Below are 24,079 nucleotides of genomic sequence, written 5' to 3'. Positions count from 1 at the left end.
TGAAAAAAGAAGAATAAAAAAATCAGGACAGAGAAATCACTCTAGTCCTGATTTTATTTTTGAAGTATGAAACATTTTATTCGTAGCGTAATGCTTCGATTGGATCAAGCTTCGCTGCTTTTCTTGCAGGATAAACACCAAAGAATATTCCGATAGCGCTTGAAAATAAGAGTACAGCTATAATTGAACCTAGTGTAAACTGCGCAGTGATGTCTAAGACACTTGCTATAGTGACAGCCAAGATCGCACCTAACGTTAATCCAATCAGTCCACCAATCAAGCATAGAATAACGGATTCTGTTAGAAATTGAAATAAGATATTACGATCTGTTGCACCCAGAGCTTTTCTTGTTCCGATTTCTCTAGTTCGTTCAGTGACTGAAACAAGCATGATATTCATCACACCAATGCCGCCAACGAGCAAAGCAATTGCAGCAACAGCCGCAATGAAGTTGATAAACAAACCTAATACGTTATTCACCTGATCAAGTGCTTGCAAGAAATTTGTTGCAGTATAGACTTTTTCACCAACTGTATTGTGACGCACAGAGAGAATATTTACGATTTGTTTAGAGACTGAATCAATATCATCTTTGGATTTAGCAATAACGGTCAAACTGGTGATTTTAGTTGCATCAGGATTCAAATTATCTGCTGTAGTCAGTGGGATTGAAATATAACCCATCATTTCTTCCTCATCAAATGCCCCAACCATTTTTTCAACGGTACTTTTGGTTACTCCGATGATTCGAGCACTTATCTGTCCTTTTTGCCCGCGTAAATTGATTTTTTCGCCAACGACATTTTCACGTCCATTGAAAAAATACCGAGCCGTATCAGCGCTAATCACCGCTACTTTGCTGCCTTCAGAGTATTCAGTTGTATTGAAATAGCGTCCGTAGACGATGTCTTTATCCATTGTTTGGTTTGTATATTGTAAATCAGGTGTTCCCGCCATGACCAATGTTGCTTTTGATTTTTCATTTGCTGTACCAACAACTTGGATCGACACAACAGGGGAGAGATGGTCAATTTGCGGGATGCCATCTTTTAATGCTTTGATATCTTTACTGGTAATTTTTTCATTGTCAGTTGCGTCACGGCTAGTAGAAACAGAAATCGTAGAAGCACCTAAATCACTAAAAGTACCAGTTATTTGACTCGTTGCACCATTTCCAACCGCAAGTATGGCGATGACTGCTGCAATGCCGATAATAATTCCAAGCATTGTCAAAAATGAACGCATTTTGTTCGCTAAAATACTATCGATCGCCATTTTGAAACTCTCAATAATTCCCATGAAAATGACTCCTTTCTATAGCGTTCTTCGTTCCAATACAGATTGGTCATCAATGATTTCTCCATCTCGAAAAGAAACGATTCGCTTTGTATACTGAGCTACATCGGGCTCATGTGTGACCATGACCACAGTAGTACCAGCATCATTTAAATCTTGGAAAATTTTCATGATTTCCAGTGTTGTTTTTGAGTCCAAATTTCCTGTAGGTTCATCAGCCATTAAAACTGCTGGATCATTTACGATAGCACGAGCTATTGCGACACGTTGTTTTTGTCCACCAGAAATCGCATTTGGTCTATGGGCGACACGGTCAGCTAAACCTACTTTTCTCAATGCTTCTAGTGCGCGTTCTTTTCGTTCCTTTGTTGGAATACCAGAATAAACCATAGGTAGGGCAACGTTATCTAGTAAAGACATTCTCGGCATTAAATTAAAGGATTGAAAAACAAAACCAATTTCCTTATTTCTGACATGAGCACTTTCATTACTACTCAAATTAGTAACATCTTGTCCATTTAAGTGATAAGAACCTTCGTCAAATCGATCCAATAAACCAAGAATATTCATCATCGTTGATTTACCCGAACCGCTAGGACCCATGATTGAAGTGAATTCTCCTTCTGCGATATGTAAGGAAACGTGTTTTAATGCTTCTAATTCTTCTCCTCCGGTCCGATAAATTTTTACGACATCTTTTAAATCAATCAATCATTTCACCTTCTATTCTTTGGTTACTTCAGCATTGTTTTTAATATCAGAACTTGGAGAAAGAATAACCGTTTCTCCTTCTTTTAGACCTTTTTTGACTTCAATCAATTTATCTGATTGAATGCCGATCTCGATTTTTTTCTCTTTAGCAAGACCATCTTTCACGATATAGGTAATGGGTTCGTTTTTATCGTTATAGGTTAAGGCTTCAATTGGTAGGGCAAGCACATTTTCAACGGTGTCCGTAGTGATAGTTACATCAACATCAAAACCAGAAAAGAGTTTTTCTGGTGCATGATCAAACGTTACGACAGCACCAAGGCTCGCACTGTTACCGGTTGCGGATTGAGTGCTTTGAGCAGTCGGATCTTTTTCAGAGACTTTTCCTGAAAATGTTTGGTTTCCACTCGTTATTTCTACTTTCTGATCAACAGCTACTGAAGAGGCTTCAGAGTTAGATAAAGCTAATTGAACGTTTAACGTAGAAAGATCATCTAACTGAATCGATGGTTTTCCTTGCTGAGCATTTGTGTCGGCTTGGTTATTCTTGATATTGACTTGCGTGATTGTTCCATCAAAGCCAGCAATTAATTGAAGTCCATTATCATATGTTGCTAAAACGTTCTCTTTTGTTACCTTATCGCCAGTTTTGACAAGCACATCCACAACATTGCCAGTACCAATAAGTGCTTGTGTTTGATTTGGGATCAAGGTTCCAGTTGTGGAAAGTGTTTCAACGATTGTTTCTTTTTTTACTTCTCCAGTTCTAACAGTAACAGCGTTTGATTTTCCTGAATTTCCTTGAACAACTAAGAAAATAATCAAGGCGACAACCAAAACGGCAAGAATACCGAAAATAGTTTTTTTCTTCATAAATTTCAGCTCTTTCCTACTAATTTTATGACATAGTGTCACTTACGCAATTTTACTCTTTTTTTCATGAAAAGTCTAAAATTAATTTCAATTTTTAAATTATTTCTAAATAAAAAATAATCGTGACTTATTTGATCAATAATCTGAAGTACCAGGTGTTTCTTGCGTTATACTAGAGAAAATGAATGGTGAGAAGGAGCTGAAATAATGAAAAAATTTATTTATGCCATCAGTGATATCCATGGCGAATATGAGTTGTTCAATGAGTTGATTCAATACTTTGATCCGAAGATACATCAACTAGTATTAATTGGTGATTTGAATGATCGCGGGCCAAAGACTAAAGAGAGTTTTTTACTTGGAAAAGAGTTAGTCGAGAAATATGGAGCGGTTTATCTTAGAGGAAATCATGAAGAGTACTTTCTTCAGTTTTTAAACAAACCAGAAGATTGGTTTACTAGTTATGTTCGAAATGGTGGTAAAGAGACGATGGAAAGCTTGCTGCACAAAGGCGCGACAGAAGAATATTCTCCAACAGAGATCAGTATGTTGATTCGTAGCCGATATAAAGAGTTAATTGAATTTTTAATGGAACGACCACTGTATTTTGAGTGGGAAGAGTATCTATTTGTTCATGCCGGTGTCGATTTAACGAAAAAAGATTGGCATGAAACAAGTCCTCATGATTTTATCTGGATAAGAGAAGTATTTCATCAAGGCACAAATCATACTGAGAAAAAAATCGTTTTTGGTCATACCATCACACCTATGCTCCACGGGGATATGGAAACGACTGATTTATGGCAATCGGACAATAAGATCGGGATTGATGGAGGAGGAGTCTTTGGTGGTTCTGTTCATGGTGTGATTTTCGATAAAAATGGAATCGTACAAGATATTGAATATCAAAATTTAAACGGCCCTTGGCAACCTGATTTTTAAACAATTGTATTTTTTCAGAACGAGTAAAGACTAGCTAAGCTTTGGACTCGTCCTATATTTCAGCAAGAAAATATGCTAAAATGAAACAGTATGTTAATGAAGAGAGGTATGTAAATATGGCAGAAGCTTATAACCAAGAAGTAGTTGATTTACTTCAGAAAGAATTGTCGGAGTATCGTCCAAAACAAATAAAAACAGTGTTGACTCTATTAAGTGAAGGAAACACTGTTCCTTTTATCGCTCGTTATCGTAAAGAGATGACAGATAGTTTAGATGAAGTGCAAATTCGTGAAATCGAAGAACGTTATACTTATTTAGGTAATTTAGAAAAGCGCAAAGAAGAGGTTCTTCGTTTAATCGACGAACAAGGAAAACTGACGGATGAGTTGGCTAAATCAATTCAAAAAGCGGCAAAAATGCAGCAAGTTGAAGATTTATATCGCCCATACAAACAAAAACGCCGGACCAAAGCAACGATCGCTAAAGAAAAAGGACTAGAACCTTTAGCAGACTGGTTGATGAGTTTTCCAATTCAAGCGGATGTTGTAGCTGAGGCAGAAAAATATATTGATGCTGAAAAAGAAATAGATACAGCAGAAAAAGCATTGCAAGGAGCACATGAGATCATTGCTGAAAGAGTATCTGATGAGCCTAAATTCCGTACATGGATTCGTGATTTTACCTTTAAACATGGTCAATATGTTAGCACCGTGAAAGACGAGGAAAAAGATGAAAAAGCGGTTTACGAAATGTACTATGATTTTTCTGAACCTGTTAGCAAAATTGTTTCTCACAGAGTCTTAGCTACAAACCGTGGCGAAAAAGAGGATATCTTAAAAGTTGCTCTTTTAGTAGAAGAAGAAAAAATTAATTCATACTTAGAACGTCAGTTGATTGGCATTAACAAACAATCTCCAACTGCCATTTATGTTGAAACAGCTTATTTAGATAGCTACAAACGATTTATTGGTCCAGCAATCGAGCGTGAAATTCGTAATGAGTTAACGGAAAAAGCAGATGAGCAAGCAATCAAGATTTTTGGTGAGAACCTACGTAATCTCTTATTGCAACCACCTTTGAAAGGCAAAGTTGTACTAGGCTTTGACCCGGCCTACAGAACGGGATGCAAACTGGCGATTGTAGATGCAACGGGTAAAGTGTTAGCTATTCAAGTTATTTATCCACACAAGCCCGCTTCAGGTGAAAAACGCGCAGCAGCAGGACCAGCGTTTACCAAGTTGATAGAAGAATACGAAGTTGAAATGGTAGCGATTGGTAATGGAACTGCCAGTCGTGAGTCAGAGTTATTTGTTGCAGAACAATTAAAACAAATCAAACGAGATGTTTTCTATGTGATTGTGAATGAAGCGGGGGCATCTGTCTATTCAGCAAGTGACGTGGCTAGAGCCGAATTTCCTGATTTGCAAGTAGAAGAAAGAAGTGCGGTCAGCATTGCTAGACGGTTACAAGATCCCTTAGCTGAACTTGTAAAAATCGATCCTAAGGCGGTTGGTGTCGGTCAATATCAACATGATGTTTCACAAAAACGTTTAGCAGAACAATTGGATTTTGTTGTAGAAACAGCTGTTAACCAAGTTGGGGTTGATGTAAATACTGCCAGTCCGCAACTGTTACAACATATTTCTGGTTTAAATAAAACAACTGCTCAAAACTTAATGGCTTATCGTGACGAAAATGGTGCATTTACTGCTCGTAATCAAGTCAAAAAAGTGCCTCGATTAGGACCAAAAGCTTACGAACAAGCCATTGGATTCTTACGGATTCCAAATGGAAAAAATATTTTGGATAACACAGGGATTCATCCGGAAAGCTATGACGTTGCCAAAGCAATTTTAGAAAAAGCCAAGGTTCAATTAGGAGAGCTTGGTTCGGGGCAAGCGGCTCAACAGATCAAGGGATTGTCATTGGAACAATTAGAAACGGAATTATCTGTTGGGAGTGAAACCTTAAAAGATATCGTTGCAGCATTAGTTCAACCAGGAAGAGATATGCGTGATGAAATGCCAGCGCCTCTTTTAAGAAAAGATGTCTTATCGATGGAAGACCTAAAACCTGGTATGGAACTTCAAGGTACAGTCCGAAATGTGATTGATTTTGGTGCTTTTGTTGATATCGGTGTGAAACAAGATGGTTTAGTGCATATTTCAAAACTTAGTACAAAATTTGTTAAACACCCAACAGATATTATTGCTGTAGGAGATGTTGTGACTGTGTGGGTGGAAGCAGTCGACATGAAGAAAGGGCGCATCAGTTTAACGATGTTACCGCAAGCTGAAAGGAAAGAATAACGTTGAAACCTTTTCCTAAAGAAGGAAAACCAACAAAGCAAGAGTTAACAGATACCCAACTGCAAGCAATGGTGGAATCAATTTCTTTAGCATTTTTTGACAAAAAGTTTCAGCATCACGCTTTTTTTAACCGACGTCTGAGAACAACAGGTGGTCGATATCATTTAAACTCGCATAACATTGATTTTAATCCAAAAGTTTTCGAGATTTACGGGGAAACAGAGTTGATCAATGTGATCAAACACGAGTTATGCCATTATCATCTGCATTTAGAAGGTAAAGGGTATCAACATAAAGATGCTGAATTTAAATTGTTACTAAAACAAACTGGAGGAAGTCGCTATGTACGTCCTCTAGTGGATCAAAAACCACAGTCATACCACCAGTATGAGTGTGAAAAATGCCAAACATTGATTTTACGAAAACGGAGAATCAACCTTCAACGCTATGTTTGCGGAAAATGTCATGGTAGGCTAGTAGAAATCAATTCGAGCATATAAAAAGGATATGATGCCGCTTTTTCTTTTAATAGAAAAGGCGGTATTGTGTTAAATCAAGTAAAAGAATAGAGGAGCATGATGATCGAACATTGGAATACAGTCATTGATTACTTAGCTGCACAAGAACAAATAACAGAAAAGTATGACCTTGCTATCTTAGCTGGCAACAGTTTGCCTTATTTGGCAGATGCGTTTATTCAATTGTATGAACAAGGAACAGCCTCTGAATTCATGATTGTTGGCGGTATTGGGCATGCGACGCCCTTTTTACAGAAAAATCTAAAAAATATCGGTATCAAGGTTAGTGAGGTAAGTGAAACTGACATGTACCTAGAGTATTTTAAACAAAAGTATCACTTCGGTAAGGAACTCTTTTTAACGGAGACGACCTCAACTAATTCTGGTGAAAATGCTCGCTTTTCACTAAATAAGATGAAAAAGGAAGGGCTGAGGCCGAAGTCTGTGTTATTATTGGAAGACCCCATTTTACAAAGAAGAATTAAAGCGACTTTTGAAAAGGAATGGCAAGAGACAAAAGCTAGTTTCACCAATTATGTTCCAGTTATTCCTTATATAAAGTCCATTGAGGACAAGATTATTTTTGAAGAAAACCAACTTAATGGATTGTGGACGAAAGACTATTTTCTTTCATTAGTTCTAGGTGAAATTCCCCGACTTAGAAATGACGATAATGGATATGGACCAAAAGGAATGAATTATATTGGATCAGTTGAAATTCCTAAAAAAGTGAGCAAATCATATGATAAGCTTTGTCAGGTATACGAGTATAGGTACAAACGATGATCATCCATTTGTGGAAAAGTAAAATTTTGAACGATTGACAAAAGCTAAAGCATATTTTATCATATACTTAGTTATGATATAAATGCGGTCATGGCGGAATGGCAGACGCGCCAGCTTGAGGGGCTGGTGGGGGCAACCCCGTGGAAGTTCGAGTCTTCTTGGCCGCATAGTTCAGTGATAAACCTTGATATGATAAGGTTTATCACTCTTTTTTTATGCCTGTATAAAAGTTCTGATGCACGAAGTGATGCAGTTTTTGCTCAAAACATTATTTTTTAGATAACTGATAGTGGTAGGTTCAATGATAATAGTTAAATGTCTTTTCATACAAAAATCTTGTCTGCTTTTCATCTCCATAAGATAAACAATCATCAGCATAGCTTAACGTCCAAAAGGGTTCTTTTTCATTGATAGGATAAGGTATATATAAATTCCAAAGTAAATACATTTTTTGAGCAAATTCATTGATAGTGAATTCATTTGATAAATAGATGCTTTCTATATTTTGGAACAGCAGTTTTCCAAAAAGCTGTAAGTCTAGATTATCGAAATAGCTATTAAAAATTTTATTGATTGCGTCATTTGTATTTTCATACATAAATTCTAACTCCAATAAGAGGTCATTATTGGAGTTTGTGATAAAGTAAGAATCTAATTTTTCTAAATAAGTTGATTTAGTTAGTAATTCTAATTCAGCTAATAGTGCAAAGGAAAGAATTTCTTCAATCATTTATTGTATCCCCTTAAAAGTAGATGAAATTTTGAATTAGTTTTTCAAAAAGTCTATATGTGCTAATTTTTTCTGAAATTCTTGTTGAGGATGAACATAATATTTTATGAAAACATCAATTGTATGTCCCAGTGAATCTGCAATTGCTTGCAGGGTTGCACCATAGTTTGTATTTTTATTAGTACTATTATTACTTTGGTTCATCGCATATAACATTAGTGTCGCGTATGTATGTCTTAGAGAATACAGTTGATACTGAGGGAGATTAGGTATTTTTTGGATAAAAGCTGTCCATTTTTTTCCTATTCTTTGTGGTTGATAAGGTTTTCCGCCAGAGTGACTAAATAAAAAGTAAGCTTCTTCATCTTTTTCCCATCCAAATTGTCTTCTGTTTCTTTTAGGTTGATTCAAAATTCTATTTTTTTCATTTTCTTTAAATATTAATTGCTCTAAAATAATGTCATACACTCTTTGAGAAAAATATACATTTCTGATTTTTTCATTTTTTGTTGTACCAAGTACAGTACCATTATCTTTTACTTTTTTGATAGCTTGAAAAATAAAAAGATGGTATAGATTATTATCTTGACTATCTTCAGATAAAAAAATACTTTTATTGATATCTAAACCACATAGTTCTTGTGGTCTTAATCCTGTTAGTAGCATAAGTTCCATCATTCGAGCAAATTGTTTATCTTCTTCGTATTTTTGTAAATAATCGAGAAGAAAGTTTGCTTGTTGTTTTGTGTAAGAATTTCTAGTGATATTTTTTTGAACAATTTTTGTTCCTTTTACAAAATCCTTTACCTTTAATTCTTTTACAGGATTGTACTGTATATATTGATAGTTTTTTGCTAATGTAAGTAGGTTCGATAATGCTTTTTTGTGATTCTCAAGGGCACTTTCAGAGGGATAATCTAATATTTTAGTGTTTAAATTCTTTATTTTAGTGGTGGAAATTTTAGTAAAATAAGCATTTATCTGCTTTAGAGTTAACCCGTCTAAAGAAATATCACCTAATTCTGGTAAAATCTGATTTTCTAATGTAGATATATATCTATCTGTAGTTTGTGTTTTATTTTGAGTTTTAAGGGGATACCAACCATTAGTATAAAAATCCATTAAGGTAGCTGATTGTTCATTACCTGCATATCCTGTATTAATTTCATGTTGCTTTTCCTTAGCCCAAATTTCGCCTTGTTTTGTGGCAGATTTTTCAGTTTTAAATTCTTTTTTGTTGAATCGTTTAGTATGTCTTTTGGTACTGCCATCTGGATAGTTAAAAATCTCCTGATAAACCCATGTATTATTTTTAGCCATAGAGATACTTGCCATGTAATCACTCCTCAAAAAAATTATACCACCATAGAATTGAAAATAATAGATTTGACTTAAGATAACATGAGAGTTAATCTGTAGATGCTTTAGGGCAAATAAAAATTTTAGGAGAGATTGTAAATGAGTACAACAGCAAAGGTTTTGGAAAAAAAGCATATTTTACTAAAAGAAAATGAAAGCGGATTAACTAGCGATAAGTTATGGGAAGAATTAATGTCAGACAAGGAATTAAGTAAAGAACTGATTGATAAAAACGGCAATAGAAGAAACGGAGTAGTGGTTGGTCTAACTACTAGAATTAAAAATGGTAAGGTTGAAAACATAAAAGTTATTAAAAATAGTAGTAATAAGTTAGTTTATATTGCTTCAAAAAATAACATGAATTTTGTGAGTAAATTGACTAATAAATTTATTGGAGATGTTCAAAAATTAGAGTTTACAGATTTAGAAGAACTATCTGCAGCAGACAAAAAAGTATTGAAGGACTATGAAAAAGCAATAACTAACTTAATTAAAACTAGTGTCAATATAGAAAAATTATCTGAAAAAATTGAAAAAGAAAAAGCCGAAGATACATCAAATGTTATGGGAGATGGAGAACAATTAAATACGTAAAATCAACGATTTTTGATGGCTATATTTATTAAGTCCTAGGAGCCTGTCTGGCTAGTTTTAAGATAATAATATATATTCACATGAAAGTATAATTGAGTAGTCGTAAAATGGCTAACAAGGCGACTCATAAGGTATCAAGGTTACAAGAGCATGGTTATTAAAAATAGTATCTGAAAAAACTTTTAAAACAATTTTATCCAGATATAATATAGCTTGAATACAAATTAAGAGAAGAAATTGTGAAAGATGATAACACTTTTAGGACAGCATCATAATTTTGATGCTATACTTAGTTTAAGTTAAAAATCATTTAAAGAAAAAAACAAAAAGATTAAACCAAAACTTACAGTATAATTTAAGAGTAAATACTGAAATAATATATATGTTGAAATGAATAATTATAGAATAGGAGATGATAAATAAGAATACAGGAGATGATTAATAATGGCAAAAACCATTGCATATGGACGGACAAGTACGAATAAACAAGACTTGGGCATTGAAGTACAATTAGAGGCATTTAAACCTTATAGTCCTAATTTAATTTTTACTGAGCAAGTTTCTGGGAGATAAACAGATAGAGAAGAACTAAACAAAGCATTAAAAAAATTAGAAACAGGAGATACATTTTTAATATACAGAATTGATAGATTATCTAGAAGTGTTAGGCAATTAATCAACTTAGAAGCAGATTTACGAGAAAAAAATATTCACTTAAAAATTATCCACGAAAACATTGATACCAGTACAGCAATGGGTAGGCTAATATTTAATATCCTTGCAACATTTGCTGAAATGGAAAGCGAAAACGTATCATTACGGACAAAATCAGCATTACAGCAAGCCAAAAAGAATGGTGTGATTTTAGGAAAAAGGAGAATCGATGAAGAAACCGAGCAGAAGATAGTAGACATGTATATTAGCGGAAATTATATCTTACAAGAAATAGCAGAATATTGTGATGTTTGCCTAAAAACAATCTATAACGTTAGAAAAAGAAACGATTTAATTTAAAGAACTTAGCAGAAACACTTTTAAAAAAATGAACATCATGTTAAAATTATAGAGGTTAGATGGAAAGCGCAAAAAAACCAGTAAACAGGTAAGAAAAGAACGATAGTTACCTTACATATTTAAAAAAATAATTACATATAGAAAAGCTGATTTAAATGGATTTCTAAATCCAGATGAATCGGTTTTTTTGTCATGTCCATATCGTTCTTTTCTTACCGCATAAAAAAGGCAAGGGAGATAGGCATTAGCTATGGATATTAAAGGATTTGCACAAGCTATTAATGAGAGCAGATTAGCTATGGAAGAAGGGCGTATAGTGATAATTAATCGATTTGGAGAAAGAGAGGAATATAGTTTGGATACTGAAATTAATGGAAATGACGGCTTTTTAGCTCAAACTTTGGGATGGGAATCAGATGGAAAGAAAGTTAGTAAAGGTGTTTATCATATAAAATCTGTAAATGGGATATTAAAAGACAAATTTAAGTAAGGAGTAAAATATGGAAGAATTAAATTTAGAAGAAATTGAAGAATTACGGTTATGGGCAAAAAGAAAAGAAACAAACAGTATTACAACCTATTTTTTAGTGGCTAGTATGTTACCTTGTGTCTTATTATATGGTGGATTTTATCTTATCATATTTTTGTTTGTAATCCTGTGTATCAAATCTTTTTTGGGAACGTATTTTGAGGATAAAAACAAAAAAGCATTTATCGTATGTGTGGTATTAACTAGTATGTACTATTTATTAAGTTCAATGCTTTTAAATCGAATTGCAGGTAATTTAAAAGCAGAATTAGCCAATGAAAATGAGAAACTATCATAATTTAAAAGAGGAGAATTTTAAAAATGACAAAAGAAAAAAAATTAGAAAAAGCATTAACAGAGGAAAAATACCGTTGTCGTATGGTTAAATCCAAGAAAAATTGGGTTATCAAAGGCATGTTATTTTCCACATTATTAATTAGTGGAATGTCGATTCAAGCCAATGTTTATGCAGATAATTGGACAGCTAATAACCCAGAATCAATCCAAATAGAAAGTGGAGCAACATCCTATACACTTAAAAATGGGGATACTTTATGGGCAATTTCTCAAGTAACTAATATCAAAGTTGAAACTTTAGCAGAAATTAACAATATCAATTTAAATTCAGGTGAACAATACAATTTAGAAATTGGAAGAATCATCTATTTTGATGGAAATCATATCACTGTAAAAGATAAAGATGGAAATATAGTTGCTGATAAAGTGTTAAATGATACAGATAAAGTAGATAGTAGCAAACCATTCGCAAATCAAGATTCGGATACTCAAAAAAATCCAGTCCAATCGGATGTTAATGGCAATGTGGTAAATAGTCAGACAAATGCTGACTCGAATCATAATTCACCGGGTAATGCTAGTACTCAAAGTAATCAGAGTGGAAATCACCAGAATAGTAATTCAAGCCAATCAAATAGTGGAAATAATAATTGTCAAGAAAATATCAATAAACCAACAAATCCAAGTAAACCAGTAAATCCAACTAAACCAGAGAAACCAACAAATCCTGAAAAGCCAATTACACCAGAAGCAAAAGAATATACAGTATTGGTTATCCATAAAGATAACGAAGGAAATATTTTAGAAAAAGAAGCAGATATTAAAATCAAACAAGGTGAGTCTTATACAGCTAAAGCAAAAGAGTTTGATGGTTATACATTAACTGGGCAACCTACTCAAACGATTAAAGTTGATAGCGATAAAGTAATTACTTTCACTTATCAAAAAAATGAAAAACCTAATCCTTTAGAAAAATTTGAAATCACAGTGAAATACGTTGATGAAAACAATCAAGAAATTTCAGATTCAGATACTTTGAAAATTGAAAAAGGTCAAGAATATACAGCTACTGCAAAAAACATAGAAGGTTATTCTTTAGTTAGTGAGGTGTCTCAATCAATAACCGTGGAAAAATCGGAAACTATTACTTTTAAATATCGAAAGAATGAAAGTCCAGTAGAGAAATTTAAAATTACGGTAAAATACGAAGATGAAGATGGAAATGAAATTTCATCCTCTGAAATCCATGAAATAGAGAAAGGACAAGTACTTACTGCACAAGCAAAAGATATAGCTGACTATGCTTTAATTGGTGATAATACTCTGTCAATAACGGTAACTGGTGATAAAACAATCACATTTAAATATAGTAGAAATGAAGAACCAATTATTAAATATCCAATTACCGTGGAATATAGAGACGAAGAAGGAAATCTTTTAAGTTCTGAGAGTTCGATTGAAATTGAATCTGGAAAAAGTTTTACTGCAGCGGCAAAAACTATTAGTGGTTATATATTGCAAGGAGAGAATACCCAAACAATAACAGTTAATAGGGCAGAAACAATTACTTTTGTTTACAAAAAAGATGAATCTCCTGTTGTAGTAGACAAATCGGAATTAGAACAATTAATTAATTCAGTTGGAAATACTGAAAAGGGTAATTTCACTAATGAAAGCTTTAGTAATTTTGAAACAGCATTAAACAATGCAAATTCTATTTTAAATAATGAAAATGCAACACAGGAACAAGTAAATCAAGCAAACACAAATTTACAAACAGCATTTAATAATTTAGAAGAAAAAGTACCAGAAGTAACCAAATTTATGGTAACGGTAGAACATAAAGACACAGAAGGAAATATTTTGGAAACAGAAACGCCAGTTTCTGTAGAAGAAAACAAAATGTTTACAGCAAATGCTAAAACATTTAGTGGATATACTTTACAAGGAGCAACTAGCCAAACAGTAACAGCAGATGCAGATAAAACAGTAACATTTGTTTACAAAAAAGATGTGGTAACACCACCAACAGAAGACGTAAGTGAAGTAGAATCAAAAATTGCATCAGAAGCATTGGCATTAATCAATCAACACCGTAACAATAATGGATTAATCTCATTGGGTAATCAATCAGCACTACAACAAGGAGCTGATGTTCGTTCCCAAGAAATCTTTGATTTATACGAACATACACGTCCAAATGGAGATGATGGAGCAGATGCACCTTATGATTATGGCTATGAAAATGTAGTATTTTGCGAGAATATTGGAATGTATAATAACCCTAGCAGTTTAGAATGGTTAGCCCAAAACGGTGCAAGCATTGTAGTTAATGCATGGATTAACTCTAGTGGACATAATGCCAATCTATTGCTTGATGGACTTAACGAAGGTTCTGTGGGTATTCATTTACAAGAAAATGGTAGTGGAAAATATACAATGGGTTCAGTATTTTTGGGAGCAAAAAATTACAATAAACCCACGACAAAATCAAGTCGTAGTGTAGAGACACAAGATACACAAAAAAAATTAAAATTTAATATTAAAGAAAATACAGAAACCCCAGAAGAATTACCAAAAGCAACAAGTGAGACTGAAGATGCAACATCTGAGGCAGAAGTAACAACTGAAACTACTGGGGAAGTAACACAAGAAAGAACAGAAGTAGTAGAACTAACAGAAAAAACTAGTCAAGTAGCGGAACGAGTTGTTGAGGAAATTGCAGATACTGGAGCCAAAGAAGAAGCTGAGGAGCAAGAAAAAATTCCATCAGTAAATAAAAATCTTCTTTTAGAAGCCTACAATCTAGCATTAACGCTAGAAGAATCAAATTACAGTGTACATTCATGGTCGGCGCTAATGATTAAATTAGCTGATGCCAAATTTGTCTATGATAGTCCTGATGCTAATCAGTCGGATATTGATAATGCTGTACTAGCTTTGCAACAAGCAATTAACAATCTAAATTAATAACAAAAAACTAGAGGTAATGAGTGTAAATGCTTATTATCTTTTTTTTAGAGCAAACTTAAAAGCCTCTGCTAAGCTTTTAAAATAACTATAAAGATTTCAAATTTAACTTTATTAAAATGGTTCTAGAATAGTAACCTCAAGTTATATAACGTCTAATTGGATAATAGATAGCTATTCTAAATAAGAAACAATAATATTCGGATATTGAAAAAAAAGAGAACATAAAAATAGAAAATTTGTTATAATTAGATATTGAATAAGATAATAAGTTACATATATACAACTAAGGAGGAGTTAAAGAATGGGTGTTAAAAGTAGTACAACTGTTGCAGGCAGTGTATCCGCTTCTTTCAGCAAATCGGCTAGTGCATTAAATAGTATCAATGCCTCTACGAGTGTGGCATCAAGAACAAATGTTGCTGGAAACGAAGTAGCAAAAAGTTCCACAATTAATTACGGAAAAGGATTAAAACAATTATCTACAAGTATTGTTTCGGCAGGTAATGCTATTCATTCAGTCGCAAAAGACTTTGCTACTATAGACCAACAAGCTTCTCAACAATTTCAATCTAATTCTTTAGGAAGTTGGTTTAAATAATGGAGATAGACTATCAAACAAAAATCCGTCAAGTTCAAGATGAACAAGATAGGATTAGAGTGGAAATTCGTTCAGTTGAACAGCAACAAGAAGAGTTCTTCGCTTTACAACAAGAGGAACAGCGTCTTTACTCAGAAGTGGTAGAAACAAGTCCTCCAGAAGAACGTCAGTATTTTAAAAGCAGAGGAGAAGATAGTTTCTCTTTAGCCAAAAAAGCACAACGGCAATTGGAAGAACAAGAAGATAAACTGAAAAATACTAGAAAACAACTGATTGACAAAGAGGAAGAATTATACATTGAACAAAGAAAAGAGCAAGTGAAAGAAAAGGAGCAGTAGGATGGGGTTAAAATTTTATGTAGGAGAGATACAGCAACAGGGAAATGAAGCCTCTCGAATGAATAAGCAAGCGAGTCAGGCCATTTCTTCATTACAAAGCAGTATTTCACAATTTTTATCTGCACCACTTTCTGGTAAAGCTTATGATTCAGCAAAAAGTTATTTTTGAGTAGTGTATACACCACTTTGTCGTTCTGCCATTTTAACTGGAGAGGCTCTTGAAAGTGCACATAAACGATTGTTAAGTGAATATCAAGGAATGGTTAGTAGCATTGATACAGATGAAGACCAAATTCAAAGCCAAATTGAGCGGTTTGAACAATTAAAACGAGAACTAGAAAGACAAATGCATGTGGCTAAAACTATGCGACCAGATTTAGAACATCGATATATGAATGCCTGTGATGTAATCTCAAAAAAGAGAGAACAATTGGAAAAATTCCATGCGTATAATGCCCGTTCTGCTAGTATTTTTGCAGAATATGAAGCCTGTCAGCAAGAATTTAATAATGGTTTAGCACAGGTTAAGGATTGTAAAGCATGGAATTCAGCTTCTGGAACTTTTGACATTGGTCGGTTAAACATGACATGGGCAAGTCCTATTAATGCACGATGGCAGGCAACGAGAAAAAATGAAACAAGAAGTGAAGAACCGAGAAATGAAACAAACAATTGCAAGTTTAAATGGTTATACTATTATTTGTAGTACCTTAGGAACTAAAAAAACGTGGTACCTGATGAAAAATGGCAAAATTGTATCACCAAATGCTCATCCTAATCTCTATAATCAACTAGAAAAATGCAAAAATTATTTAGGAAAAGACCAATATAGAGTTGAAGAAGTAAAAGTAATGAGAAATGAAATGCCATTATCACCCGCTTTTGGAGGAATATTAGGAAACATTGGTAAAATAGGTAAAGGTATTGATATAATTAGAAAAGGTGCAGGAACTATTAAAATTGGACAATCTGTTTTGGACAAAATAAATAATGTACCCACCATCAATGCGATTGATGAGACTGCTGAACTAGATAAAAGTTGTGAAGAAGGAAAACCTGCTAAGAAACATAAAGTCTTTGATTCAGAGAAAAGAAATCTGGATAAAGAGGGCGAACCAAACTCATCCGCTGACTTATTAAATGATGACGGTTCAGTAAAACAAAGAAGATACTATGGACCAGATGGTCTACCGATTGAAGATATAGACTACAATCACCCTGACGATGGAACACATGAATTCCCTCATAGACATAAGTGGGATTGGAATAAAAAAATACCTAGACAAAAAGGAGAATGGTAGAAATGAATATGGTACATGACTATGAAATAAAAAGCTATTTTGTAAATTTTGAAAGTAAGGATATAGTTATGAATATATCTGATGATGAGAAAGAAAAACAAATTATATTCCATAACTTTCTATGCTACAAATTTTATGATGAAATGCCCTATAGTATTATCTTAGACCTAGAAGAAAGAGTTTTAGATAAATTTTTTATAGAGAATAAAGAATTATTGATTCAAGGGAAAAAAAATGTATGGCCAATGAGGTATAATTCATTAGAAGAGTTGGAAGAGGAAATAAGGAAAGAGCACATGACCTATCAAGTATTATATTCTTCTTATGGATTGAATGGATGGGTGTTAGCAGAAAGTGTAGAAATTAAAGAAATGAATTGATTAAGTTATCTGTTCGAATAATAATAATGGTTTTATGATTAGGAAATAAATATTAACACTACAAGTTTAAAAAAAGAGCAAGCAACAATTAGTAAAATTTTATCTTACGTGAACAATGCACTGAATAATTTGATAACTTATAAAATTATAATATATTAGTTGAGAGGGACAATTTTAGTGATTGTTTTCTCTTTTTTGTATTCACAATAGGAAAGACCGTGAGAGCCTATCTAGGACGAGTTAGTGATGAGATATATTTGGTTACTCATTCCAAATTAAAACTTCTTAAAACTAATCTGGTGGCTTTTAATAGTGATTTAGATATCAAATACTTGGAAACAAAATATCTTACTTATCTCAAATTGCATATATAATAATTCCTGAAAATTAAATAACACGAAAAAGACTTTGATGGTATACAATAAAATTTTTTTACATAAAGCATTACTAGTTAGATAACGACAAATATTGATTTTTATTTTTTCAAAAAGTGTCAAAGTGAAGAATATTAGAAAATTTTAATCCAAAATATCAATATAAAATCAAGGAAATTTCATTCATGATTAAATAACAATCAAAGATGATAAAAATTTTGTGACAAGAGATAAGAATGATTGTATAATTGATTTAGAAGAAAACTTACAGTTAGATTTAAAAAAAAATAAACACATTATGAATAAAAAAAGAAAAATAATTGAAGGGAGTTTTTATATATACAGGGGAAAGTCTATAAGAGATTATCAAGTTATGAAATAAAGAAGTAGAACACTATTATTAATGACATGTTAGCATTAATTATAATTAAATGAATGGTCGTTACATATGAATATCACGAGGAGATTAATAAGATGAAAAAGAAACAAGGTTTTTTGTTTACTATTGTGGTAATATTTTTTAGTTTTATATTGGTTGGTCTGCAATAGTGAGAAAAAAGAAGATACGATGATAAAAACTCCAGCAAGTGCAAAAGAATTAAAGAAAGAAAATTATGAAGATGTACAAAAGCTTTTCAACAAAGCTGGATTTGAGGACATTCTATTAAAAGAAGAAGCTGACTTAAAAATAGGTTTGTTTTCTAAAGAAGGCGATGTAGATTCTATATCTATAGATGGTGATACAAAATTTGAAGAAGGTGATTCTTTTGATAAAACTGCGGAAGTAGTAATAACTTATCATGTTTTTCCTCAGGAAGATAGCTCATCTTCTAATTCTAAAGAGGAAAGTAGTAGTCATTCTTTAGCAAGAGAAAATAGCACGTCTAACTCACCAAAGAAGTCTGAACCTTCTTCTTCTTCTGAAGAAATAAAAATAGAAGAAAAAGCAGATAATGGAATTATTACTGTTGAAAATAATTCAGAATTTGTAAATGTGTTAACAGGTATTGATGATTATAAAGGCTACAAAGAATTTGCAGAAAAATATAAAAATCGTAAAGTAGAGTTTGATGGAAATATTGCTTACATGTCTTTACACGGAAATAATAAAACTCGATATGATTTCTTAATAACACCTGGTAACTATGACCCTAATGGTAGTAGTGGAGCTAATTTTCAAATTAACAATAAGAATGTTACTTACGATTTACATTTAACAGGTGATAACATACCTGACTCCATTTCAGAAGGTCTTAATATACGTATAATTGCAACAGTTGACAGTTACAATGAGGATGCTGACCTTGTGATGATAACGCCTATAGAAATAAGAATTAGATAAATTAAGAAAAGATACGTTTAACTACTCTTAACGTATCTTTTTTTATTTATTTTTGTAATTTATGTAAATACTTCTGAACTAAAAAAGGAGTAAATGTTACCCCACATGGACAAAAAATTTGTGAAACAAAGTAGAGACTGAAACAAGTAATTAAATTACATAGGGGGGATATTTATGGATTTATACGAATTATATACAGTGAAATTTACCGAAGAAACAAAAATAGGAATGATATATGCAATTTACAAATTGGAAAATGAAGAAATAACTGAAATGGAACAAGAATTTATAAATTATTTTGTAATAGGTTTATTTAAAAAATTACTAGAAAATAAGGATAAACACTGTCAAAATTTAAATACTTAAAAATAAATTTATGACAATAAAATAACTATTTAACATGTCCATTTTAATTTGACTGTAGTAAAAAAACGATGGTATACTTAACTTAAGGTTTTAATCTTTAAAAATAAAAACGTTTATAAACGTTTTAAACAAAGAGTTGAAGGGAGTCTTTATATATACATATCAGTTATACATATAGATAAGGTAGATATATAAATACATAGATAAATCACAAATCTCTCATCATAATATAAAGGATGGGGGATTTTTTATATAGAAGGAAATATTAGAGGAGGAATTGAAATACCAATGAACAAAGTCTAATTGAGTGAAAAAGTACATAGCAATAATAAGAGGAAAGCTTGAAACATAGTAGTAAGTATAGTTAAAAAACAAGGACAAAAAGATTTATAAAAATTAGATGTGTCCATAGTTATGATTTAAAAAATAGACAACAGGAGAGGATAAAAATGGAATTATGGACTATTACGGTAGACCCAGCAGTAAAAAAATTATTAGGAGATATGGTACAGGATTTAGATAGTGGGGAATCAACAGAAGAAGAACGTATTGCGTATAGTTATGTACTACGTAGATTTATATCGGATTTACTAGATGATAAGTATACAATAAATATGTGAAATTAAAGGAGGAAGGGGATGTTAAACAAAAAAGATAGACAATTAATGTACGAATTAATAATAAAAATGGAACAGCAAGATTTTTTAAGTGGTAAACTGGAAGAACGTAATATTAATAAATTTACAGTTTCTATATTCAAAAAAATACTAAAAAATTTAAAATAACACATAGTAATTAAATTTGACACGTCATAATGACGTGTCTTTTTTCTTTATTTAAAATCTTCCTTATGTCTGATTTAATGAGGTGACATCAGAGATGACATTTCAGATGAAGATTAAAAATTAGGAGTATTTTTATCGAAAAACGGAGCATTTCTAATCTCAAAAACGGAAATATCACCAACAATTAAAATATAGAGATGATATTTTACATTAATGTCTTATCTCAAAATTATTCTTTTTGTCTTAGGTCAATGTTGAAATAAAACTATTATTGAAACGGACAATAAGATAATAGGAGGTGATGATATGGATGATGTAGCAAAAATAATACCCCATAATCCGATATATATTGTTAAAAGTAAAGGAGTTGGATACGATTCAATAACTGAAGAAGAATGGAAAAGAAGAAATAAAATAAAAAAAGGAATGCAGGAATCAATCAAAAAAATTGGAAGACCAGCTAAAATCGGTGATGAAACATTGAAAAAATCTTATGGAAAATGGCTTAGTGGTATGTTAACACAAAAACAAATCGCAGAAATTATTGGAGTATCAGAAAGAACAATCAATCGTAAATTTAAAAAGCTAAGAGAATCATAATGATTCAATAATTTCATCCAAAATTTTATTAATAGTAATTTCGTTAATTACTTCGTTGTTATCTATTTGAACATTGATTCCAAAAGAAGTATTAGAATCGTTCATCATTTTTTCAATAGCAGATTCTAAAGAATCAGATTCAAAATAGCCGAGTTGATAATATGTATTAACGATTTTTCCGATTTTATAGATAGGAAATTCCATGGTGATGCTCCCCTTTAAAGTTTGATAATTAATGTTATCAAAAAAGTAACGTAAAAGAAACTAACAAATTAAAAATAACAGAAGAAAGTATTTTTTAAGTATACCCATGGTGGACAAATACTCATGTTTTAAAAATTTAGACTTTATTTTAAAATTTAAATAGGAGTTGTTATCCATTTTGGGTGTTCATTAAATAAACTTAAAAAGGGAGGAGTGAAATGAAATTTTTTTATATTCGTGTCAGTTCAAAAGAACAGAATGAAGCGAGACAACTAGAACAAGCACATAAATTAGAAATTCCAGAGAAATGTATATACATAGATAAAGAATCAGGAAAAGACTTTAATAGACCAAAATGGCAAGAATTAATCAATATTTTAAGAATAGATGATGAATTAATTATTTCTGATTTGAGTAGATTATCTCGTAATAGAGAGGATATTAAAAACTGTTGGAAAATGTTAAGGGACAAAGGAGTAAATATTACAGTTTTAAATATGTCTATCCTTAATACCAAGCAATATACACAAATGGAGGGAATGGGTCAGTTAATATCTGATATCGTATTCGAGCTTTTGAGTTGGATGGTAGAGGAAGAACGAATTAGAATTAAAACGAATCAAGAGGCAGGTATAGCAGAAGCAAAGAAGAATGGTGTTTACAAAGGTAGGCCACCAAAATATCACAAATATGCAGTTGGTAAAGATAAATTAGTTTATGATGCGATAATTGATGGATTAGAATCTAATATTAGCATTAAGAAGCTATCTAAAAAATTAAGAGTAAGCAGAACTACAATTTATAAGATAAAAAATGAAATTAATCGGTAAAAAAATGTGTTTAATATTTCTTTCTAAAAAGAGTATAAAGCGATATAATAAAGAGGATAATGTACATACTAAAAGTGAAGGAGATTCAATTTGGATACTAACCTAATGAAACAAATTAAAGAGATATTAAAAGAATTTCCACAATATTGGAACGGTGAGGAACTGCAACGTACTGTGGTTATTGATGATTTAAAACGATATGATGCAATGCTTATTTCATCATTATTAAAAAATAAGAAAATTAAAGAAGTGTACTCTGTACAAGCAGGGGATGTTCTTATTTTTAAGGTTCAAGAATTTATTGATTTATTAAGGTACAAAGATTATTGGGCAGATAGTTATACTAAGTATTCAAATACAATTGGTTTATCTACTGAAGGAAAATATCTACAGTATAATACTGATGTTGTATTAAATTTTCCATATAAAGATTGTGTTCTAGAAGGTGGAATGACAAAAGAAGAAGTTGGAAAAGAAGAAATATTTTATAATGATATTATTGCAAGAGATGAAATAGATACCTTGTTAGCACCTAAAATCTTTGAAAATGTGAAAAAATATGATGCTAAAGGGGAACAAAAAGTTGATTCATTCAGTGATAACGATAATGTAATTATCAAAGGCAATAACCTGTTAGCTATGCATTCTCTGAAAGAGCGATATTCTGGAAAGATTAAATGTATTTTTATAGACCCTCCATATTTTTTTGATAATTCTAAACCAGCCGATACTTTTGCGTATAATTCTAATTTTAAATTATCTTCATGGCTAGTTTTCATGAAAAATAGATTGGAAATTGCCAAGGATTTATTGATGTTTAATGGTACTATCTTTATTACAATATCTGATGATGGAGCACACTATCTTAAAGTTTTATGTGATTCTATTTTTGGAATACAGAATTTTATAGCAGACATTACTTGGCAGTCTAGAAAGTCTGTATCAAGTGATGGATTAATTTCAGTATCAAGTAATCATGTACTTGTATATTCTGCAGAAAAGAATAAAATAGATAAGCAATCTTTTAGATTATCCTTAGATGTAGAGGGATTTAATCTAGAAGACGAACAAGGTAAATTTAAAGTAGAACCTTTCGATGCCCCAAATGTTAGAAAAAATTTGTCTTATGAAATAGTTAATCCAAATACTGGAGAAGCCTATTTACCTCCACAAGGTAGACATTGGCGAACGACAGAAATAGAGTATAAAAATTTATTAAAAAGAAATAGAATAAGATTTGGAAGTAGTGGAAACAGTAAACCTCAACTCAAAGTATATCTACAAGATGCCATTGAACAAGGAAAAGGGAAGGCAGCGACGACTATTTGGAATGATTTAAATACTGATAGTATTATATGGTCAACGACAGATACCACCACTAATGCAACAAAGCATCAACAAAAGTTGTTTGGAGAGGTTATTTTTGAAAATCCTAAACCTGAAAATTTAGTTCAACGTGCATTTGAATTATCTACTGACGAAAATGATATTGTTTTAGACTTTTTCATGGGTTCTGCAACTACTCAAGCAGTCGCAATGAAAATGAATAGAAGATTCATTGGAATTGAACAAATGGATTATATTAATACAGTTTCTGTTCCTCGTTTACAAAAGGTTATTGAAGGAGAACAGGATGGTATTTCGAAAGAAGTTAATTGGGAAGGTGGAAGTTCATTTGTTTATGCTGAATTAATGGAGTTTAACCAATTATATCTTGATAAAATTGAAGAAGTATCAAATAAAGATGAGTTAGGCTCATTATGGATAGAGTTAGAAAATAATGCAGATTTGAATTTTCAATTGGATAAAGAAAAGCTAACCAATGATTTACTAAAACAACGAGATGAAGAACTGGATACTATAACATTTGATGATTTAACTTTTGAAGAACAGAAAGAAATCTTTAAAAAAGCTTTAGATAAGAATCAGCTATATGTTCCATACTCTGAAATTGATGATGAAAATGTAATTGTTTCTAATAACGATAAAGCTTTCAATCGTAGTTTCTATACCGATGGAGGTGAATAAA

The 24,079-nt window shown here is 32.0% G+C and carries 28 protein-coding genes, 1 tRNA gene and 1 pseudogene; 24 read left to right on the top strand and 6 right to left on the bottom strand.

Translation table 11 applies throughout. The annotated features are described in order from the left end of the window. Window positions 1-76: 76 nt before the first annotated feature. Genes AC1PU0_RS09960 through AC1PU0_RS09950 form a run of 3 tightly spaced genes read right to left on the bottom strand, consistent with a single transcriptional unit; the run spans window position 77 to window position 2,881 of the window. Window positions 77-1,300, bottom strand: a complete 1,224-nt coding sequence (locus AC1PU0_RS09960) for an ABC transporter permease (RefSeq protein ID WP_206849513.1) — start codon at window positions 1,298-1,300, stop codon at window positions 77-79. A 15-nt stretch (window positions 1,301-1,315) separates the two neighbouring features. Continuing rightward, window positions 1,316-2,008 (bottom strand): ABC transporter ATP-binding protein, encoded by a 693-nt coding sequence (locus AC1PU0_RS09955; protein ID WP_069652979.1) that lies wholly within the window; start codon window positions 2,006-2,008, stop codon window positions 1,316-1,318. A 12-nt stretch (window positions 2,009-2,020) separates the two neighbouring features. After that, the gene (locus tag AC1PU0_RS09950) at window positions 2,021-2,881 is read right to left on the bottom strand and encodes an efflux RND transporter periplasmic adaptor subunit (RefSeq protein ID WP_111247071.1); all 861 of its coding nucleotides are present in this window, start codon (window positions 2,879-2,881) and stop codon (window positions 2,021-2,023) included. Window positions 2,882-3,088: 207 nt separating this feature from the next. Here AC1PU0_RS09950 and AC1PU0_RS09945 point away from each other — a divergent pair, with 207 nt between their 5' ends. From AC1PU0_RS09945 to AC1PU0_RS09925, 5 genes are all read left to right on the top strand, one after another. After that, on the top strand, window positions 3,089-3,823 hold the full coding sequence (locus tag AC1PU0_RS09945) for a metallophosphoesterase (protein WP_111247072.1): 735 nt from the start codon (window positions 3,089-3,091) through the stop codon (window positions 3,821-3,823). A 116-nt stretch (window positions 3,824-3,939) separates the two neighbouring features. Beyond that, entirely contained in the window at window positions 3,940-6,132 is a 2,193-nt protein-coding gene (locus AC1PU0_RS09940) for a Tex family protein (RefSeq protein WP_206849511.1), read from the top strand. 2 nt (window positions 6,133-6,134) lie between these two features. Then, the gene (locus AC1PU0_RS09935; RefSeq protein WP_206849509.1) at window positions 6,135-6,632 is read left to right on the top strand and encodes a SprT family protein; all 498 of its coding nucleotides are present in this window, start codon (window positions 6,135-6,137) and stop codon (window positions 6,630-6,632) included. Window positions 6,633-6,710: 78 nt separating this feature from the next. Beyond that, on the top strand, window positions 6,711-7,436 hold the full coding sequence (locus AC1PU0_RS09930; RefSeq protein ID WP_206849508.1) for a YdcF family protein: 726 nt from the start codon (window positions 6,711-6,713) through the stop codon (window positions 7,434-7,436). Window positions 7,437-7,520: 84 nt separating this feature from the next. Further along, a tRNA-Leu gene (locus AC1PU0_RS09925) sits at window positions 7,521-7,603 on the top strand. A 131-nt stretch (window positions 7,604-7,734) separates the two neighbouring features. Here AC1PU0_RS09925 and AC1PU0_RS09920 read toward each other — a convergent pair. Together AC1PU0_RS09920 and AC1PU0_RS09915 are read right to left on the bottom strand one after the other, a co-directional pair. Continuing rightward, entirely contained in the window at window positions 7,735-8,166 is a 432-nt protein-coding gene (locus AC1PU0_RS09920) for a hypothetical protein (protein ID WP_111247076.1), read from the bottom strand. Window positions 8,167-8,202: 36 nt separating this feature from the next. Next, window positions 8,203-9,501, bottom strand: a complete 1,299-nt coding sequence (locus AC1PU0_RS09915) for a site-specific integrase (RefSeq protein ID WP_181429432.1) — start codon at window positions 9,499-9,501, stop codon at window positions 8,203-8,205. Between the two features lie 123 nt (window positions 9,502-9,624). Here AC1PU0_RS09915 and AC1PU0_RS09910 point away from each other — a divergent pair, with 123 nt between their 5' ends. From AC1PU0_RS09910 to AC1PU0_RS09830, 17 genes and pseudogenes are all read left to right on the top strand, one after another. Beyond that, the gene (locus AC1PU0_RS09910) at window positions 9,625-10,119 is read left to right on the top strand and encodes a hypothetical protein (protein WP_479998287.1); all 495 of its coding nucleotides are present in this window, start codon (window positions 9,625-9,627) and stop codon (window positions 10,117-10,119) included. Between the two features lie 444 nt (window positions 10,120-10,563). Continuing rightward, a complete protein-coding gene (locus AC1PU0_RS09905) occupies window positions 10,564-10,692 on the top strand; it encodes a hypothetical protein (RefSeq protein ID WP_479998286.1) in 129 nt (42 codons plus the stop codon). A 15-nt stretch (window positions 10,693-10,707) separates the two neighbouring features. After that, window positions 10,708-11,133 (top strand): annotated as a pseudogene (locus tag AC1PU0_RS09900) (recombinase family protein); the annotation flags it as partial. A gap of 250 nt (window positions 11,134-11,383) precedes the next feature. Next, a complete protein-coding gene (locus AC1PU0_RS09895; RefSeq protein WP_479998284.1) occupies window positions 11,384-11,623 on the top strand; it encodes a hypothetical protein in 240 nt (79 codons plus the stop codon). Window positions 11,624-11,633: 10 nt separating this feature from the next. After that, the gene (locus AC1PU0_RS09890) at window positions 11,634-11,960 is read left to right on the top strand and encodes a hypothetical protein (protein ID WP_111247081.1); all 327 of its coding nucleotides are present in this window, start codon (window positions 11,634-11,636) and stop codon (window positions 11,958-11,960) included. Window positions 11,961-11,983: 23 nt separating this feature from the next. Next, on the top strand, window positions 11,984-14,929 hold the full coding sequence (locus tag AC1PU0_RS09885) for a MucBP domain-containing protein (protein ID WP_479998282.1): 2,946 nt from the start codon (window positions 11,984-11,986) through the stop codon (window positions 14,927-14,929). A gap of 304 nt (window positions 14,930-15,233) precedes the next feature. Further along, a complete protein-coding gene (locus AC1PU0_RS09880; RefSeq protein WP_479998280.1) occupies window positions 15,234-15,530 on the top strand; it encodes a TIGR04197 family type VII secretion effector in 297 nt (98 codons plus the stop codon). Then, a complete protein-coding gene (locus AC1PU0_RS09875) occupies window positions 15,530-15,868 on the top strand; it encodes a DUF3958 family protein (protein ID WP_206849450.1) in 339 nt (112 codons plus the stop codon). Before AC1PU0_RS09880 ends, AC1PU0_RS09875 begins: the two co-directional genes overlap by 1 nt. A gap of 1 nt (window position 15,869) precedes the next feature. Further along, a complete protein-coding gene (locus AC1PU0_RS09870; protein ID WP_206849449.1) occupies window positions 15,870-16,037 on the top strand; it encodes a hypothetical protein in 168 nt (55 codons plus the stop codon). Between the two features lie 3 nt (window positions 16,038-16,040). Beyond that, window positions 16,041-16,574 carry a hypothetical protein gene (locus AC1PU0_RS09865; RefSeq protein WP_479998278.1) on the top strand — a complete coding sequence of 178 codons (534 nt, stop codon included), beginning with the start codon at window positions 16,041-16,043 and terminating at the stop codon, window positions 16,572-16,574. Next, complete coding sequence (locus AC1PU0_RS09860; RefSeq protein WP_479998276.1) at window positions 16,528-17,169, top strand: hypothetical protein; 642 nt, start codon at window positions 16,528-16,530, stop codon at window positions 17,167-17,169. Before AC1PU0_RS09865 ends, AC1PU0_RS09860 begins: the two co-directional genes overlap by 47 nt. Window positions 17,170-17,171: 2 nt before the next feature. Further along, window positions 17,172-17,549 (top strand): hypothetical protein, encoded by a 378-nt coding sequence (locus tag AC1PU0_RS09855; protein WP_479998274.1) that lies wholly within the window; start codon window positions 17,172-17,174, stop codon window positions 17,547-17,549. Between the two features lie 942 nt (window positions 17,550-18,491). Next, a complete protein-coding gene (locus AC1PU0_RS09850; protein WP_479998273.1) occupies window positions 18,492-19,265 on the top strand; it encodes a DUF4839 domain-containing protein in 774 nt (257 codons plus the stop codon). A 174-nt stretch (window positions 19,266-19,439) separates the two neighbouring features. Further along, entirely contained in the window at window positions 19,440-19,631 is a 192-nt protein-coding gene (locus AC1PU0_RS09845; RefSeq protein ID WP_206849496.1) for a hypothetical protein, read from the top strand. A 449-nt stretch (window positions 19,632-20,080) separates the two neighbouring features. Continuing rightward, window positions 20,081-20,251: a hypothetical protein gene (locus AC1PU0_RS09840; RefSeq protein ID WP_479998272.1), complete on the top strand. Its 171-nt coding sequence runs from the start codon at window positions 20,081-20,083 to the stop codon at window positions 20,249-20,251. A gap of 18 nt (window positions 20,252-20,269) precedes the next feature. Continuing rightward, window positions 20,270-20,416 (top strand): hypothetical protein, encoded by a 147-nt coding sequence (locus AC1PU0_RS09835; protein ID WP_206833972.1) that lies wholly within the window; start codon window positions 20,270-20,272, stop codon window positions 20,414-20,416. A 306-nt stretch (window positions 20,417-20,722) separates the two neighbouring features. Then, complete coding sequence (locus AC1PU0_RS09830) at window positions 20,723-21,016, top strand: helix-turn-helix domain-containing protein (RefSeq protein WP_479998270.1); 294 nt, start codon at window positions 20,723-20,725, stop codon at window positions 21,014-21,016. Here the strand turns inward: AC1PU0_RS09830 and AC1PU0_RS09825 are convergent. Beyond that, window positions 21,011-21,220, bottom strand: a complete 210-nt coding sequence (locus AC1PU0_RS09825; RefSeq protein ID WP_479998268.1) for a hypothetical protein — start codon at window positions 21,218-21,220, stop codon at window positions 21,011-21,013. The two genes, AC1PU0_RS09830 and AC1PU0_RS09825, sit on opposite strands and share 6 nt — an antisense overlap. 218 nt (window positions 21,221-21,438) lie before the next feature. Here AC1PU0_RS09825 and AC1PU0_RS09820 point away from each other — a divergent pair, with 218 nt between their 5' ends. Both AC1PU0_RS09820 and AC1PU0_RS09815 read left to right on the top strand, forming a co-directional pair. Further along, window positions 21,439-22,050 (top strand): recombinase family protein, encoded by a 612-nt coding sequence (locus AC1PU0_RS09820; protein ID WP_479998266.1) that lies wholly within the window; start codon window positions 21,439-21,441, stop codon window positions 22,048-22,050. Window positions 22,051-22,155: 105 nt separating this feature from the next. Next, complete coding sequence (locus AC1PU0_RS09815; protein ID WP_479998264.1) at window positions 22,156-24,078, top strand: DNA methyltransferase; 1,923 nt, start codon at window positions 22,156-22,158, stop codon at window positions 24,076-24,078. The last annotated feature ends 1 nt before the right edge of the window (window position 24,079 follow it).

Source organism: Enterococcus sp. XAF26B05_ASV22 (assembly GCF_056727285.1).
This window is presented reverse-complemented; position numbering and strand designations above follow the sequence as displayed.